General features: G+C 69.8%; 15 protein-coding genes. 7 read left to right on the top strand and 8 right to left on the bottom strand.

Annotated elements, in window-relative coordinates; translation table 11 throughout:
* Positions 1–373 precede the first annotated feature (373 nt).
* The 6 genes from ACJ512_RS13805 to ACJ512_RS13780 form a co-directional block, all read right to left on the bottom strand.
* Entirely contained in the window at positions 374–1,210 is an 837-nt protein-coding gene (locus tag ACJ512_RS13805) for a hypothetical protein (RefSeq protein WP_407688011.1), read from the bottom strand.
* A complete protein-coding gene (locus tag ACJ512_RS13800) occupies positions 1,207–2,037 on the bottom strand; it encodes an oxidoreductase (RefSeq protein ID WP_407688036.1) in 831 nt (276 codons plus the stop codon). Before ACJ512_RS13800 ends, ACJ512_RS13805 begins: the two co-directional genes overlap by 4 nt.
* A gap of 184 nt (positions 2,038–2,221) precedes the next feature.
* On the bottom strand, positions 2,222–3,943 hold the full coding sequence (locus ACJ512_RS13795) for a transposase (RefSeq protein ID WP_407689781.1): 1,722 nt from the start codon (positions 3,941–3,943) through the stop codon (positions 2,222–2,224).
* 63 nt (positions 3,944–4,006) lie between these two features.
* Positions 4,007–5,251 (bottom strand): hypothetical protein, encoded by a 1,245-nt coding sequence (locus ACJ512_RS13790; protein ID WP_407687160.1) that lies wholly within the window; start codon positions 5,249–5,251, stop codon positions 4,007–4,009.
* A 10-nt stretch (positions 5,252–5,261) separates the two neighbouring features.
* Positions 5,262–6,431, bottom strand: coding sequence for a sulfotransferase family protein (locus tag ACJ512_RS13785; RefSeq protein ID WP_407687161.1), 1,170 nt, complete (start codon positions 6,429–6,431; stop codon positions 5,262–5,264).
* A 4-nt stretch (positions 6,432–6,435) separates the two neighbouring features.
* The gene (locus ACJ512_RS13780; protein ID WP_407687162.1) at positions 6,436–6,879 is read right to left on the bottom strand and encodes a nuclear transport factor 2 family protein; all 444 of its coding nucleotides are present in this window, start codon (positions 6,877–6,879) and stop codon (positions 6,436–6,438) included.
* 87 nt (positions 6,880–6,966) lie between these two features.
* Here ACJ512_RS13780 and ACJ512_RS13775 point away from each other — a divergent pair, with 87 nt between their 5' ends.
* The 7 genes from ACJ512_RS13775 (at position 6,967) to ACJ512_RS13745 (ending at position 12,644) form a co-directional block, all read left to right on the top strand.
* Positions 6,967–7,854 carry an SDR family NAD(P)-dependent oxidoreductase gene (locus tag ACJ512_RS13775; RefSeq protein WP_407687163.1) on the top strand — a complete coding sequence of 296 codons (888 nt, stop codon included), beginning with the start codon at positions 6,967–6,969 and terminating at the stop codon, positions 7,852–7,854.
* A gap of 2 nt (positions 7,855–7,856) precedes the next feature.
* On the top strand, positions 7,857–8,690 hold the full coding sequence (locus ACJ512_RS13770; RefSeq protein ID WP_407687164.1) for a mycofactocin-coupled SDR family oxidoreductase: 834 nt from the start codon (positions 7,857–7,859) through the stop codon (positions 8,688–8,690).
* Positions 8,691–8,825: 135 nt separating this feature from the next.
* Positions 8,826–9,707 (top strand): DUF1295 domain-containing protein, encoded by an 882-nt coding sequence (locus ACJ512_RS13765; RefSeq protein ID WP_407687165.1) that lies wholly within the window; start codon positions 8,826–8,828, stop codon positions 9,705–9,707.
* Positions 9,704–10,828: an FAD-dependent oxidoreductase gene (locus ACJ512_RS13760; RefSeq protein WP_407687166.1), complete on the top strand. Its 1,125-nt coding sequence runs from the start codon at positions 9,704–9,706 to the stop codon at positions 10,826–10,828. Before ACJ512_RS13765 ends, ACJ512_RS13760 begins: the two co-directional genes overlap by 4 nt.
* Before the next feature lie 167 nt (positions 10,829–10,995).
* Positions 10,996–11,436 (top strand): flavin reductase family protein, encoded by a 441-nt coding sequence (locus tag ACJ512_RS13755; protein ID WP_461480124.1) that lies wholly within the window; start codon positions 10,996–10,998, stop codon positions 11,434–11,436.
* Between the two features lie 18 nt (positions 11,437–11,454).
* Complete coding sequence (locus ACJ512_RS13750) at positions 11,455–12,147, top strand: pyrimidine reductase family protein (RefSeq protein WP_407687168.1); 693 nt, start codon at positions 11,455–11,457, stop codon at positions 12,145–12,147.
* A 155-nt stretch (positions 12,148–12,302) separates the two neighbouring features.
* Entirely contained in the window at positions 12,303–12,644 is a 342-nt protein-coding gene (locus ACJ512_RS13745) for a hypothetical protein (RefSeq protein ID WP_407687169.1), read from the top strand.
* On the opposite strand, the gene ACJ512_RS13740 is transcribed toward ACJ512_RS13745, so the two are convergent.
* On the bottom strand, positions 12,641–14,818 hold the full coding sequence (locus tag ACJ512_RS13740) for a glutamine synthetase III family protein (RefSeq protein ID WP_407687170.1): 2,178 nt from the start codon (positions 14,816–14,818) through the stop codon (positions 12,641–12,643). The two genes, ACJ512_RS13745 and ACJ512_RS13740, sit on opposite strands and share 4 nt — an antisense overlap.
* A gap of 145 nt (positions 14,819–14,963) precedes the next feature.
* Complete coding sequence (locus tag ACJ512_RS13735) at positions 14,964–15,851, bottom strand: SCO6745 family protein (RefSeq protein WP_407687171.1); 888 nt, start codon at positions 15,849–15,851, stop codon at positions 14,964–14,966.
* Positions 15,852–15,853 lie beyond the last annotated feature (2 nt).

Raw genomic sequence — 15,853 nt, 5'->3', positions numbered from 1 at the left:
CGTCCTGGGCCGTGGGCACGGTGCGGGCCGCCCGTTGGGCGAGCTGGTCGAGAACCGCGCGGATGTCCGCGGACGTCTGATGCTGTAGGTCGCGCACCCATTCGGCCAACTGTCGCAGGGTGGCCTGCGCGGGTGTCGGGGCTTAGTGCAGATCCGTTACGCCTGAGTCCAGTTGAGTCGTACCCTTATGCGCTACCTGTTCAACGCCGAGTCGATTCGTCTGGCTTGCCTCTCCGAGGCGAACGCCTCGACCTGTCCGACCGGTCAAGCGCCCGCCACAGCGCGAATCAAACCCCCGACGCCCGACATTCAACCGCTGTTCGACGAACCCCGAACTCGCGAGCGTGGCGAGAAACCATAGATATCCGATTCCTCATCGGAACCGCAACCCCCGCTTGCCAACCCAGAGCACCGCCGCCCCGGCGCCGGCCAGCCAGACCCCGACCGCGGTGCCCAGATGCACGAAACTCTTGGTGTCGCGCCCGAATATCGGCCAGATGAGCTTGGGCACATCGCTCCACAGGACGCGATGCTCGACCCCGCCCATCGGGTCTGCGACGTAGTACAGGCCATACGGCAGCGCCAGGGCGAACAACCATCCGGCGGTGCGCCAACCGTCGTGCCGCCTCCGCCACCGCCGGAACAGGGACTGGACGCTGACCGGGTGCAGCACCGAGATCAGGCTGCCGACGCCCAGCCAGGACACGATCGGCACCGCGACGGTGGGGACGATGATCGCAAGGCGGGCAGGCGCTTCCAGCCACAGCGTCAACGCCGCCGCCGCCGCCAACGTGGGCAGACCGACGATCGCGAGCAGGGCGAGGTTCTTGATCAACAGCATCCGCCAGAACGGGACCCCGTCGGCCAGCCCCTGCAGGACGCGGTGGTGGTCGGCGCCGAGCAGGTTGGTGGTGGTGACGTCGGCGAGGATGAACGAGGAGAAGTAGGTGATCACCATGACCACCCAGTCGTAATGGCGGCCGGGAGGCAGCGTGAGCGGCTGAATGACCAACCATCCCGCGGCGAGGACGAGGTTTGCCGCGACGCCCGTCAACCAGGTGCGCGGCGGGGTGAACGCCCAGCGAATCTCGGCGCGCACCGCCGGCCACAATGGCCGCCGGAAGTCGCTCGCCGCCCGCCCGGCCGCGGCCGGACGCGGCGTGGTCGCGCACACCGCTGCGCGCGCGCCACCATGGAGGCGCCGGGTCACGAGCCCGGGAAGTTCACATCCTTCGTGACCGACTCCCACTCGTCGATCGACGCCGTCGTCGCGGCGATCTTGTCGCGCATCGCCTTGAGGACGTCGCGGCCCAGCAACAGCCGCAGCGGCGGCTCCTCGAGCCCGGTCACCATCAGCACCGCCTCGGCCACCTTGCGCGGGTCGCCGGGCAGATGTTCGGCGAACTGTTTGATCAGGTCTTTGCGCGCCGCCACGTCGGCGTAGTCGGCGATCGGGGTGCCCGACTCCTTCATCGACCGCGTCGCCCAATCGGTGCGGAAGGCGCCCGGCTCGATGGCGGTCACCTTGATGCCCAACGGCCGCACCTCGGTGGCCAGCGCCTCGGTCAGCGCCTCCAGCGCGAACTTCGTCGACGAGTAGTACGCGTTGGGCGGGTTGGCCACCAGGCCGGTCATCGACGAGATGTTGACGATGTGGCCCGAGCCGCGGGCTCGCATGGCCGGCAACACCGCCTTGATCATGTCGACGGCGCCGAAGTAATTGACGTCGAACAACTTTCGGACCTCGACGTCCTCGCCTTCCTCGACCGCGGCCAGGTAGCCGTGACCGGCGTTGTTGACCAGGACGTCGATGCCGCCGAACGCCTCGTCGGCCGCGGCGACTGCCGCCGCGATCTGGGCCGGGTCGGTCACGTCGAGGGCGAGGGCCAGTGCCCGGTCGCCGAACTCGCCGGCGAGACCGGCCACCGACTCGGCCCGGCGCGCGGTCACCACTACGCTGTGACCCTCGGCGAGCGCGGCGCGCGCGATCTCGCGGCCAAAACCTGTGGAACACCCGGTGACCAGCCAGCGCGCCATCTAGGTGGCTGGTGTCGAACGGCCATTGTGGGGGCGCTGGTTGACCGGTCGGGCTATTGGGCGATGCTCGTGTGGTCGTGAGCGGTTCCTAGCTCAGGTGAATTCGGTTGTCGGGATTGGCGATTCCGTTGCTTGGCTGGTCTACAGGCGGTCCTGGTGGGCCGGTTGGCATCGCCGACCGGCCTCAGGTCGTGGCGGCGGCCCAGTTTGCGCCTTCCCGGTGTAATCCGAGCACACCCAGGCGTGCGAGGTTGATCGCGGCGGCCAGCAGGGAGAAATCGGCGGCGACCTTGGTGGTGCCGCGCACGCGCGCACGGCGGCCGCCGTGGCGGCGGCGCATCAGGTGGCCGATCTTGCGTTCCACTTTCGGCCGGGTGGCCTTGTAGTCGGCGACCCAGCCCGGATCTGCTTGGGTGGTGCGAGCACGGGTGAGTTCGGCCTCGTAGCGGCTGATCGCGATGGTGCGCCCGGCGGTTGAGCTGGTGCACTGCTCGGCCAGTGGGCAGCAGGCGCAAGCCGGGCCGAACACCGCGTTGCCGCCGCCGCCCTTGGCCGGGCGGATCGGCACGGTCACCGCGCCCGGGCAGGTGACCGTGCCGACGTCGAGGTCGATGACGAAGCGGTCCTTGGCGTAGCGGCCACCCGGCGCGGTCGGTGGCTGCACCTTGGTGAAGATTTCCGCGCCCGCGGTTTCCAACACGGCCAGCAGTTTGCCCGCACCGTAGGCGGCGTCGCCGTAAACCGCCGGGCATCGCTGGTCTTGGGCTCCGCACACGCTGGGGGCGCTCCCGTCGCCATCACCATCACCGACCGCGCTGGCCGCGGTCGTCGTGCCAGCACTTGCACCGAGGCTCGAGTCGTCCTGAGGATCAACGCAATCTCCGTCGGCGGTGTTGGTGTCGCTGGTCACCGGAGTGGGTAGGTCGCCGGCCAGCAGGTCGGTGGCGGGTTGGGCGTCGCCGGCGTTGCCGGCGGTGACTTCGGTGGCGGTGATGATCTCGGCGTCGGGGTCGATCGCGATGTGACCCTTGTATCCGTCGAAACCCCGCGCGGAGGTCTTGTGGCCGTGGCGTGCCTGCGGGTCCACCGTGGAGATCACCCGATCGGCGGCCACACGGCGCGCGATGCGGAATATCCCGTCGGCGGCGTCTTGGTCGAGGTCCTGGCCGACCACGGTGGCCAACAGTTTGGCCGCCTTGTCCACCTCGGGCTTCAGCGCCTGCTCATCCAGGCAGGCCAGCAGCGCAGACGCGTCGCGGGCCAGCGCGTCCACCAGCGCCTCGCGCGCCGCCACGTCGTCGTAGTCACACACCGGTTTGCCGGCGCTGACGTAGTCGTCGTCGCGGGACAGCCGCGCCCGCAGCGCGGGTTGCAGCTCCGCGCCGGCGACCGCCAGCAGTCCCCGGATCGCCGAGCGGATCAATGTGACCGTGTCCATGGTGGCCACCGCGTCATACAGCGGGGTCGAGTCCAGCACCCGCTTACGGCCCACCAGCCCGGCCGCCTTGGCCGCTTGCAGGGTGACCTCAAAGATCCGGTCCGGGCGATCCGAGCGGGCCAGCCTCGCGCGCATGTCCACCAACACGGTGTGCACAAACCCCGGATAATCGAAGTCCAGCCCGCCCGCGGCATACTTCCACCGCGCGTCGAACGCGAACCGATCCACCGCCTCCCGATCCGAAAGCCCCTCGATGCGCTGCAACACCATCACCACCGCCACAATCATCGGCGGCACGCTGCGCCGGCCGACATCGGTGAACAAGTCGGCGAACATTTCATCGCCGAACAAGTTGAAGCACTCCCGGTGCAGCACGCTGTAAATCGAGTCCGGCGCCACCCGGCCCTCGCAGAAATCCACCGTCGACCGCCACAAATCCGCCTGTTTCGGCGTCAAACCCAAACTCACCCAACCATTCTCGCCGACCGCACCCGATTACCCGGTCAACGCCACGCGAAAAACACCAGCCACCTAGGCCGTCCCTTCCGGCAGGCGCCGCAGATACCCCGCGCGCCGCTCGGTGAGCTGTGCCGCCCGCTGCTGCGGGCTCACCCGCGCCAGATGTGGCACCTCGGAGTCGAGCCGGTCCAGCGTGACGACCCTGCCGCGCGCGCCCAGGGTCTCCCGCGGACCGGCCTCGCCGAACTCGGCCATCCGCAGCGTCAGGATGCCCTCGCGCAGCCCGTCGGAGTCGATCCAGTTCGCGACGCCGGGATCGGCCGGCGCGATCACGTAGGTGTAGCTGCCGTCCGCGTTGGCCACCGACTGCGCCTTGTTCAGGCTGCCGGTGCGGTCCACGATGTCCAGGGTGGTGCCCCAGATGTTGCTCAGCGGCACCGTGAAGTACTCGGCGCCGCCGTCGTTGAGGTCGACGACGAAGGCCTCGTCCTCGGCGAGATCGAAGCGTCCCATCACGTAGACCTGGTTGCGCATCGCGCCGACCTTGTCGGCCGACCAGGCCAGGTCGAAATGGTTGGGCGGCATCTTGTACACGCCGTGGCTGAGCTTCCCGGTGAAGTCGGCGAAGTACGCCATCATCGCCGTGGTGGCCTCGGCCTGCTCGTCGAGGGTACGTGCGGGCGCTCGTGATGGTCCGCCGAGCCGTTCGACGCTGAGCTGGTTCGGATCGTCCCGGCCCCAGTCCAGCAGCACGTCGCGGATGTAGAACTCGTGCGCGGCGGGCGACGTCTGCACGTGGTTGGGCCGCCCGCCGGCCGCCCGGGCGTCGACGGTGATGGTGAAGCTGCCGTCGGAGTCCACCTGCATGGTCCGCCCGTTGAGCACGTCGACGGTGCCCATGTGGGCGTCCCAGAGCGTGAAGTAGTTCTCGGTCATGCGGTGCTCGCCGACGCGGCCGCGGATCTCGTAGCGTTCGTCTCCCGATATCGGGATCACCCGGTACACGCTGTCGGGATTGTCGATGCCCCAGCGTGATCCGGGGATGCGGCGGCCGTTGACGGGATGGGCTAGCCGGGTGATGCAGCTGACCTTGGGCCGCAGCTTGTCCTGGTTGGACGACCAGATCGCCGCGGAGAACATCACCTCGGCGAAGGCGTCGTCGAACCGCTCGCGCATGGAGTCGGATGCCTTGGCCCGGCCCAGCCAGGTCTGCGCCACGGTGCGGTAGGCCGCCTTGACTTCTGGGTGCTCGGTCAGCTCCAGCGCCGCCAGTTCCTGTTCGTGCTGAGATGTGGTCGCGATCGGGTCGTCAGGCATGGACCTCTCCTCACTGGTTCCGAAACCGCTTGTTGTACAACGTGAACCGTTCGTCGACCTGCTCGGGGTGCAGGCCGTAGGCCGCCAGCCCGTAGGGGGACCGCGGCGCCTCGCGGGGACGCTCGGCCAGACAGCGCCGCATGGCGGCCTCCGCCTCGGCGGTCAACGGCAACCCGACGTCGTCGTAGACGCGGGCGACCTGGCCGATCGGGTCGGCCACGGCGTCGTCGAACGCGATGTCGGTGACGCGCGCGGCGTCATCGGTCCATCCGTCGCGGACCGCCATCGCACGATCGTTGGTCCAGCCCATGCGCTGCAACCACTGCGCGCCCACCCGGTGCGGGTCGACGGTGTCGGCGTGCATCGCGTGCAGGGTCGCGTTCAGGCCGGCTCCGGACGCGATCGTGGTGCGCGGGTCGCGGTGCATGTGCACGATGTGCAGATCCGGGAATCGGGCACGCAGCAGGTCCAGGTAGCCCAGATGCGCCGGCGACTTGAGCACCCAGAGCTCACCTCTCGCCCCGGTCCGGCGTTTCTGCCACTGCAGGAACTGCAGCATGCGGTACAGGTAGTCGTAGGCGGGCGTGAAATCCTGCTCGTCGATCCAGGACCGGTAGACCGGCAGGTGCGCACCGGATTCGGGAACGTGCGACAGGAACGCGTCGGCCAGGAAGACGATCTCCTCCTCGGCCTCCCGGGCGTACATCGGGTGGATGGCGAACAGCTCCGGCGCCAGTTCCCGGGACTTGGCCTCCCGGGCTTCGGCCACCGCGATGCGGGGATCGACACCGGTGAACCGGTGGTCGAGGCGTGGCGCGACCTCCACGACCTCCCAGCCGTGGGCGCAGTAGAAACGCGGGTCGGCGGCCAGGAGTCGCTGCAGCAGGGTGGTGCCGCTGCGCATCATGCCCACCACGACGACGGGCGCGACCACCCGCTCGTCGAGGATCTCGGGGTTCCGGCGGATCCATTCCTGGGCACGCAACCGCATGCGCAGGCTGTGTACGATGCCCGACCGCAGGATGTGGGCCCCGACGGCGTTGAGGTCGGCTTGGGCGTAGTCGTCCAGCAGCACGCCCAGCGGGTCTTCGAAATCCCCCGGCCCCCAGTCGGTCAGGGCCTCTTTGCGCTGCGCGTCGGCCAGCACGCCGGCGGCATCGAAGGCGTCCGGGTGAGGCACGGGCTCAGAACTTCAGGTGCCGGCTGACGTCGCCGACCTGGTCGACGAACATCGTGCGGGTGTCGAACCACCACGCCCCGTCGACCCGGTGAAAGGTGTCCTTGTAATGCCCGGTCACGACCACCTGCAGCGGCAGCTCGGGGGTGGCCTGGGTGACGCAGTAGTAGGACGTGCTGCGGGCGGTGCCGCCGGCCTCGTCGATGTGCAGTTGCACGTTGGTGGTGTTGTGGTGGGTCTTCGGGGTGCCGTCGGAGTAGATGCGCGTGGCCATCTCGTACATCTGCCGCACCCCGGCCGATCCGGTGAACACCGTCTCGGGCGGGCCGTTCTCGACCCCGCAGATGCGGCCGTGGGCGAAGAGGCCCGCGACGGCGTCGAGGTCACCGGCGTCGATCAGCTCGGCGTAGCGATAGATCAGGTTGGTGATCTCAATGGCGCTGTCATTCACTCGGGCTCACTCCTGCCTGGCGACCGTCGCAGACCATCGTGGCAGAGCCGGCCTTACTTTCATAGAACCAACCATTACTCTGATCGCGTGGCAGCACCGTGGACGCCGGGCCGACTCGGCGACTTGACCGGCAAACGGGTGATCGTGACCGGCGCGACCAACGGCGTGGGCCTGGGCACGACGCGCGCCCTGGCCAGGGCCGGCGCCCACGTGATCCTGGCCGTACGCAACACCGAACTCGGTGCGCAACGCGCGGCAGAAGTCGGCGGCTCGACCTCGGTGGTCGAGCTCGATCTCGCCGACCTGTCGTCGGTGCGCGCGTTCCCCGGCCGGATCGACGGGGCCGTCGACATCCTGGTCAACAACGCCGGCACCCTCACCGACCACCGCACCGAGACCGCCGACGGATTCGAGACGACGCTGGCCACCAACCTGCTCGGACCGTTCGCCCTGACCAACCTGCTGCTGCCGCGGGTGCGCTCGCAGATCATCAACGTCGGCTCCGACGCGCACCGCACGGCGACGCTGCGGCTCGACGACCTGCAGCTGCGCCACGGCTGGACCAGGCTGGGCGCCTACGCGCAGTCCAAGCTCGCGGTCATGCTGTGGGGGCTCGAGCTGGACCGCCGGCTGCGCGCCGCCGCATCGCCGGTCGTCACCCAGCTCACCCACCCGGGCTGGGTGGCCTCGAACCTGTCGCACCTGTCGGACTTCCCGCTGATGACGCTGGCGCACCGCAGCGTCAAGGCGCTGGCCGACCGGTTGGGCAACGACATCGACCAAGGGGCGGCGCCCACCCTGTACTGCATCAGCGAACCCCTGCCGCCGGGCAGCTACGTCGGGGTCAGCGGCTGGTTCGGCCTGCGCGGCGGCCCCGTCCTGATCGGCCGCTCGGAGCTGGCGTGCGACTACGACACGGCCGCCCGCCTGGTGGCCTTCGCCGAAAAGGCAACCGGCACAACGATGGAGGTCTAGCCGTGAGTGAATCCGGGCGGGAACTGGCGAACACCGTCGCCGTCGTCACCGGGGCGGGGCGCGGCCAGGGACGCAGCCACGCCGTGGCGCTGGCCGGGCAGGGCGCCGACATCATCGCCGTCGACCTGTGCGCCGACATCGACGCGATCCCCTACCCGCTGGCCACCAAAGCCGACCTCGACGAGACCGTGCGGCTGGTCCGGGCGGCCGGCGGCAGGGCGGTGCCCGTCGTCGCCGACGTCCGCGACCTCGAACAGCTGGAGGCCGGGGTGCGGTCCGGCGTCGACGAGCTCGGCGAGATCGACATCGTCATCGCCAACGCCGGCGTGGTGGCGATCGGTGACACCCAGCCCCGCGCCGAACCGGTCTTCGACGCGATCGTCGACACCAACCTCAAGGGCGTGTGGAACACGCTGGTGGCCACGGTGCCGTCGATCGTCCGCAAGGGCCGCGGCGGGTCGGTCGTCCTGGTCAGCTCGTCGCAGGGCCTGACCGGCCGGGGCGGGGACGGCAGCGCCGCCATGTTCGCCTACGCCGCCTCCAAGCACGGCGTGGTCGGGCTCATGCGCTCGGCGGCCAATGCGTATGCGCCGCACAAGATCCGGGTCAACTCGGTACATCCGGGCGGCGTCGCCACCCCGATGATCCTCAACGATTTCGTCGTCAGACAGATGACGGAGAATCCGAACCCCGCGCTGTCCCAGACTTTGCTGCCCGACGCGTCGCTGGTCGATCCGCAGGACGTCACCGACGCCGTGCTGTGGCTGGTCGGCCCCCGGGCGCGCTACGTGACGGGCGTGTCGATACCCGTGGACGCCGGCCACGTCGTCATGTAGCCACCAACGCCCCCGGACGGCTTACTAGAACGTGTTACAGTTTGCCGATCGCGGCCGCCGGCACGGGCATCCCGGCGTCGCGTCGAGGAGGCCACGCATGAATTGCGCTGTCGGCGAGCGCGTTCGGTTGCGTCGATGAGCACGACGAAATCGCGGTCGCTCGCCATCATCGGCGTCGCCTACGCCGCCGCCGCCGCCGTCGCCGTCGCCTGGCTGGCCTGGGGGCCGACGACGGGCAGGCTGTGGTCGGACACCCTCGTGGCCGACGTGCTGGCGACGGCGGTGGTGTTCGCCTTCAGTCGCGGATTCCGCAACTCGAGCTGCTACGACGCCTATTGGAGCGTCATCCCGCCGCTGCTGACGTTCTACTGGTGGAGCCAGGCGGGAACGGATCGCCTGCGCTGCTGGCTCGTCGCGGCGCTCGTCCTGGTGTGGGCGGTGCGGCTGACCGCCAACTGGATCTACGGATTCCCGGGACTGCAACACGAAGACTGGCGCTACCAGATGTTCCGGCAGCGGGCCGGAAGATGGGAATTCGCCGTCGATCTGGTCGCCATACACCTCATCCCGACCCTGCAGGTCTTCGCGGGCATGCTGCCGGTCTACGTCTGCGTGACGCGTCGAGGCGGTGACCTCGGATGGCTCACGGCGGTCGCGTTCGCGGTCGGTGTCGCGGCGGTGGCCTTCGAGTCCGTCGCCGATGTGCAGTTGCACCGGTTCGTGCGCAGCCGCCGGCCCGGCGATGTGATGGACCGAGGGCTGTGGCGGTGGTCGCGGCACCCGAACTACTTCGGCGAGTTCGCCTTCTGGGTCGCCCTGGCGCTGTTCGGCGTCGCGGCCGCGCCGGCGGACGCGTGGTGGCTCTTCGGCGGTGCGCTGGCGATGCTGGCGATGTTCCTGGGCGCGAGCATCCCGATGATGGAACAGCGCAGCCTGCAACGCCGGCCGGACTACCAGCGCGTCATCGACCGGGTATCGCGGTTCGTGCCGATGCCGCCGCACCGGGCTGCGACATGAGCCGCCGGCGCGTCGTGATCGCCGGCCTGGGCGACGTCGGTGTGCTGACCGCGATCCGCCTCTCCCGCCACGCCGAGGTCACCGGGATCTCGGTCAAACCCGGCCTGGTCAGCGGTCAGGAACTCGGTGTCCGGCTCGCCCGCCCCGCGGACTGGGCCCGCGACTACTGGATCCCGTTCGACCGGTTCCGCCGGCTGGAATCGGTGCACACGCTTCAGGCCGCGCTGACCGGAGTGGACCTGGCGGCCCGCACGGTCACGGGCCGGCGCGAGGATGGCGCGCCGATCGCCGTGGAGTACGACGCGCTGGTCATCTCCACCGGGGTGACCAACGGGTTCTGGCGCCGGCCCACGCTGCAGTCGGCCACCGAGATCGGGGCGGACCTGCGCGCCGCGCACGCCCGGCTGGCCGCCGCCGGATCGGTGATCGTCGTGGGCGGCGGCGTCGCCGCGGTCAGCAGCGCCGCCAACATGGCAACCACCTGGCCCGGCAAGCGCATCGACCTCTACTTTCCCGGCCAGCGGGCCCTGCCCGCCTACCACCCCCGAACCTGGCGACGCATCCAGGGCCGGCTGACCGACCTCGGCGTCGGCCTGCATCCCGGGCACCGCGCCGAGATTCCCGACGGATTCGCCGGCGACGAGATCACCGCCGACCCGGTCCGGTGGAGCACCGGGCAGCCTCCGGCTTGCGCCGCCGCGGTGCTGTGGGCGATCGGACGGGTACGGCCCAACACCGGCTGGCTGCCGCCCGAACTGCTCGACGAGCACGGCTTCGTGCGCGTGACGCCGGAACTGCGGGTGCCCGGTCAGCGGGGCGTGTTCGCCGTCGGCGACGTCGCGGCCACCGACCCGCTGCGCAGCTCGGCCCGCAACCGTGGGGACGCGCTGGTGGCCCGCAACGTCCGCGCCGAATTCGCGGGCCGGCGCCTGCGCGGCTACCGGGCGCCGGGCCGGCGGTGGGGCTCGCTGCTGGGGATCCAGCCCGACGGGCTGGAGGTGTTCCTGCCGAGCGGGCAGGCCTTCCGCTTGCCGCCGTGGTCGGTGCAACGGGTGGTGATGCCGGGGTTGGTCCGGTGGGGCATGTACCGCGGGGTCCGCGCGAACGACCCGCTCGGCTAGACGACGCAGCGCGTCACCTCCCGCACCGTCCCGCGAGCAGCCCCCGACGCGGCACGGCTACCATCGCGTCAATGCGATTCCGGCCCGTTCAGAACGGGAAGACTGGGCGGGTGAGCAATCCCGGAGTCGACGCGTTCGAGAAGCTGGTGGCGCAGCTGAACTATCCGATGTTCGTCGTCACCACGGCGGCCGACGGTGTGTCGGCGGGCTGCCTGGTGGGCTTCGCCAGCCAGACCAGCATCCATCCGCCGCGCTTCCTGGTCGGCCTGTCCAAGCGCAATCACACCTACCGGGTGGCCGGTGGCGCCACCCACCTGGCGGTCCACGTGTTCGACCGCGAGCACCTCGACGTCGTCGAACTGTTCGGCGGGCAGACCGGCGACGAGATCGACAAGTTCGAACGCTGCTCCTGGCACCGCGGCCCCGCGGACCTGCCCGTCCTCGACGAGGCGGCCGCCTGGTTCGCCGGCAGGATCCTGGACCGGTTCACCCTGGGCGACCACGTCGGGCATCTGCTGGAGCCGGTGGACGGCAGCGCGCCGCACGACCTGCAACGCTGGGTGTCCTTCGGCGACGTCCGGGACCTGCAGCCGGGCCACGAGGCCTGACGGGTGGACTGTCCCCGGGTGGGCGCCGTCGACGGCGTCACCGAACTGGCCGCCTGCTACGCCGATCCTCCCGAGGGTGTGCGCGCCAACATGATCTTCAGCGCCGACGGCGCCGCGGCGTTCGGCGGTCGCGCGGGCCCACTGTCGTGTCCCACCGATCAGCAGCTGCTGAAGACTCTGCGCGCCTTCGCCGACGTGGTGCTGGTCGGCGCCGGTACCGCGCGCGCCGAGAATTACGGCCCGGTGCGGCTGACCGACGCGCAGCGCGCCGGCCGGCGCGCCGAGGGACGCCCGGATCCGCCCCCGGTCGCCGTGGTCAGCCGCAGCGGTGAGCTGCCGTCCCGGCTGTTGGAGGACCCCGACCGGCCACCGATCCTGCTCACCTGCGCACGCTCCGCCGCACGGCTGCACGACGATCGACGCCTCCGGGTGCTGGTCGCCGGCGAGGATTCGGTGGACGTGACACGGGCCCTGGGTCTGCTGCGCGAACACGGCATGCGCCGCATCCTGTGCGAGGGCGGACCCACGCTGCTCGACGAGCTGGTGGAGGCCGACGCGCTCGCCGAGATCTGCGTGACCCTGGCCCCCAGCCTCGCCGCGAGTCAGCCGGTGGGTCAGCGGCTGCCGTCGCGGCTGCCCGCGCCGGTCGCGATGCGGCTCGAGCACGCCCTGGTACACGAGGGCTACCTGTACCTGAAGTACCGCCGTTGACGGCGGTCGGGCTATCACTCGGCATGCAGCCGGGCAAGCCGCTTCCTATGATGGGAGGGTCCCGGCGGAGCTTCGGTCGCATCGCCCGCGCGGCATCGTCTTCAGTCCATCGCCGTTCACATTCTCCGAGTTCGTAGAGGAGGACCATCGGCCAGGTGAGCAGTTCACACGATGACGACGACTACCGGAATCTGGCGGTGAATCGGTTGCGGCCCGGCGAGCTTCAGTGGGCCCTGAACCACGATGCCGTGCACGGCATCGCCTACGCGTTCCGCCATCCCGTGGCCGTCGCCGAATCCAGCGACGATCCGGCAGACGACAGGAAGACCTACCTGGTGCGGGTCAGGCGCGACGACCTGGCCAGGGCGCTGGGCAAGATCAACGACTGGATCGCGGCAAACCCGGGCAAGGCCGGGATGCAGGCGTACGGATTCGTCAGGGCGCTGTCCCGGGAGGGGCTGAGCGAGCGCGGAGCCGACGACGAGGAGCGACGCTAGAGGATGTAGAGCATCTCCTGGTAGGTCGGCAGCGGCCACAGGTCGTCGGCCACGACGCCTTCCAGCGTGTCGGCGGCGGCGCGCACCGCCTCCATCGCCGGCAGCAACGCCCGTTGGGCATGCGTGGCCTCGTCGAGCGCCGAGGCCCCCGAGTGCTCCGACAGCGCCGCCTTCAGCGCCGCCAGCGCCCCCTCGAGATCTGCCAGTGGTTCCGAAATATATTGCAGCGCAGTCATACTCGGCTCCATGCCGGCGGCTTTCAACGTGGCGACATTCTGCGCGAGCTCGGTCTGGTAACGGATCGCGGCCGGCAGGATGACCGTGGTCCCGATCTCGAGTGTGAGCTTGGCCTCGACCCCGATGGTCAGCGCGTACTGCTCCAGGCGGACCTCGTAGCGGCTGTGCAACTCGCGGTCGCTGAACACGCCGTACTTCGCGAAGACCTCCACCGCCTCCGGCTTGATCAGCTCCGGGATGGCGTCCAGCGTCGTCTTGAGGTTGGGCAGGCCCCGTTCGGCCGCCTCGATCTGCCAGTTCTCCGAGTAGCCGTCCCCGTTGAACACCACCGCGCCGTGTTCGGTGATGATCTCGGTGAGCAGCTTCTGCACCGCCGTGTCGAAGTTCTCGCCGTCCCCGACCGCCTTCTCCAGGACTGTGGCCATGTAGTCGAACGAGTCCGCCATGATCGTGTTGAGGACGATCATCGGCACGGCCACCGTCTGCCCGGAGCCCGGTGCCCGGAACTCGAAGCGGTTGCCGGTGAACGCGAACGGGCTGGTGCGGTTGCGGTCGCCCGGATCGGTCGGCAGCGGCGGGAGCGTGTCGACACCGATGATCATGGTGCCCTTGCCTTTTGACGATGTGGCCGCGCCCTTGGCGATCTGCTCGAACACGTCGGCGAGCTGTTCGCCGAGAAAGATCGAGATGATCGCGGGCGGCGCCTCGTTGGCGCCCAGGCGGTGGTCGTTGGTGGCCGAGGCGACCGAGACCCGCAGCAGCCCCGCGTACTTGTGCACGGCGCGGATCACCGCGGCGCAGAACACCAGGAACTGGGCATTGCCGTGGGGGGTGTCGCCGGGCACCAGCAGCGAGCCCAGCTCGGCGTTGCCCACCGAGAAGTTGACGTGCTTGCCCGACCCGTTGACCCCGGCGAACGGCTTCTCGTGGAACAGGCATTCCATGCCGTGCTTTTTGGCCAGCGCCTTGAAGACCGTCATCAGCAGCTGCTGGTGGTCGGAGGCCAGGTTGGCCCGCTCGAACATCGGCGCCACCTCGAACTGGCCGGGCGCCACCTCGTTGTGCCGGGTCTTGGCGGGAATGCCGAGTTTGAACAGCTCCCGCTCGGTGTCCATCATGAAGCCCAGGACGCGTTCGGGGATCGCGCCGAAGTAGTGGTCGTCGAACTCCTGCCCCTTGGGGGGCCTGGCGCCGAACACGGTGCGACCCGCGTTGACCAGGTCCGGGCGCGCCAGGAAGAAATGCCGGTCCACCAGGAAGTACTCCTGCTCGGGCCCGCAGAACGACACCACCTTCCCGGGGTCGGAGTGGCCGAACAGCTTCAGGATGCGCTCGGCGTGGGTGCCCATGGCCTGCTGGCTGCGCAGCAGCGGCGTCTTGTAGTCGAGCGCCTCGCCGGTCATCGACACGAACACGGTCGGGATGCACAGCGTGTTGCCGTTGGGGTTTTCCAGGATGTAGGCGGGGCTGGTCACGTCCCAGCCGGTGTAGCCGCGCGCCTCGAAGGTGCTGCGCAGTCCGCCCGAGGGGAAGCTGGAGGCGTCGGGTTCGCCCTGGATCAGGGTCTTGCCGGCGAACTCGGCCATCGTCTGCCCGTCCGAGACGGGTTCCAAGAAGCTGTCGTGCTTTTCGGCGGTGAGGCCGGTCATCGGGTAGAAGACGTGGGCGTAGTGGGTGGCGCCCCGCTCCAGGGCCCAGTCCTTCATGGCGACCGCGACCGCGTCGGCGACGGCGGGGTCGAGCCTGGCGCCCTTGTCGATCGTCGCCGCCACGGACCTGTACACCGATTTGGGCAGCCGGGCCTGCATCTCGGCCTTGGTGAACACGTTGCTGCCGAAAATCCCGCCCGGGGTCTCACCGGGCACGAAACTGACCGCGGGCGGGACGTATGCCTCGACGTTGTTGATCGCCTGCAGGCGGACGGAGTTGCCGCTCAATAAAGTTCCTATCGCTGAGGGTCCGCGCTGCCCCGGTGTGGAAGACGGACGGCCTCACTTTAGGAAGCTTCGATGGCAAACGTGTTACGCCGATGTCAACGGTAGCTCGGCAACCGTTTCCAGCGTGCTTCGGGCGCGCGGCCGTCTACGCCAGATGTGCGCTGTCGTCGTGCAGGTCGTCGCGCTGCAGAGCCATCGGGGTGACGACGGGAACGTCGCCGGCGGCCACCACGGCGCGTGTGATCGGCGTGAGCGCCCGGAACAGCGCTTCGACCTCGTCGTCGCCGAGCGCCTCGAGCGCCGACAGGGACAAGGTGTCCGTCGCCGCCTCGATGCGGCCTTTCAGGTCCCGGCCGGCGTCGGTGAGCGCCCCGTCGTCGTCGAGCAGGCCCCGCTCGGCCAGCCGCTGTTCGTGGTGCCGCCACGCCGCCTCGTCGTAGTCGCGGGTGGCGGCGATCACGTCGCGCGGGATCCTCCCGGCCGCCGCGTGCAGCACGTTGGATTCGCGCCCGGACACACCCGCGGCGGCCAGCACCGCCACGTGCGCGTCACCGCGCTGCTCCCGCAGCAGCGTGGCCGCATGCCACAACGCGGCCAGCGGGTCGTCCGGCCACGGCAGGGCCCGGTTCGCGGCGAACAGCGGCCGCCCGTCGAGCGGCGCCCGCCGCGCGGCCTTACCGGCCAATTCCGCCGCCACGGTGACGTTTTCGTCCGCGCTCAGCCCGTAGCGCCGCAGCGCCGCCACGGCGGATTCCACGCGTGCGCGCAGCGCGTCTTGCGGGCCGGCGATCTCCCAGGCCGCCGGCAGCGCCTTGGCGACCCGCTCGGGGGCGAAGTTGTAGAAGATCGCGGTCACCATCTCCGGTGACACCGAACCCAGCGGCGCCGAACGGGCGGCGAAGTAGCCCATCCAGAATCCCCGGTAACCCAGCCCGTCCAGCGCCGCCCGCGCCTCGGGCGCGAAGTACGTCACCGCGTGCACCGGCTCGAAACGGTCGAAGAAGCGTCGCGCCAATTCCGGTTCTCTGGGCATGG

The sequence above is a fragment of the Mycobacterium cajalii genome, assembly GCF_045809005.2.
Classification (GTDB): Bacteria; Actinomycetota; Actinomycetes; order Mycobacteriales; family Mycobacteriaceae; genus Mycobacterium.
This window is presented reverse-complemented; position numbering and strand designations above follow the sequence as displayed.

Bases quoted from the DNA above. Each gene is read 5' to 3' on its own strand.
- ACJ512_RS13765 (WP_407687165.1), top strand. From the start codon at position 8,826: ATGAGCACGACGAAATCGCGGTCGCTCGCCATCATCGGCGTCGCCTAC.
- ACJ512_RS13735 (WP_407687171.1), bottom strand. From the start codon at position 15,851: ATGCCCAGAGAACCGGAATTGGCGCGACGCTTCTTCGACCGTTTCGAG.
- ACJ512_RS13790 (WP_407687160.1), bottom strand. From the start codon at position 5,251: ATGCCTGACGACCCGATCGCGACCACATCTCAGCACGAACAGGAACTG.
- ACJ512_RS13760 (WP_407687166.1), top strand. From the start codon at position 9,704: ATGAGCCGCCGGCGCGTCGTGATCGCCGGCCTGGGCGACGTCGGTGTG.
- ACJ512_RS13800 (WP_407688036.1), bottom strand. From the start codon at position 2,037: ATGGCGCGCTGGCTGGTCACCGGGTGTTCCACAGGTTTTGGCCGCGAG.
- ACJ512_RS13755 (WP_461480124.1), top strand. From the start codon at position 10,996: ATGTTCGTCGTCACCACGGCGGCCGACGGTGTGTCGGCGGGCTGCCTG.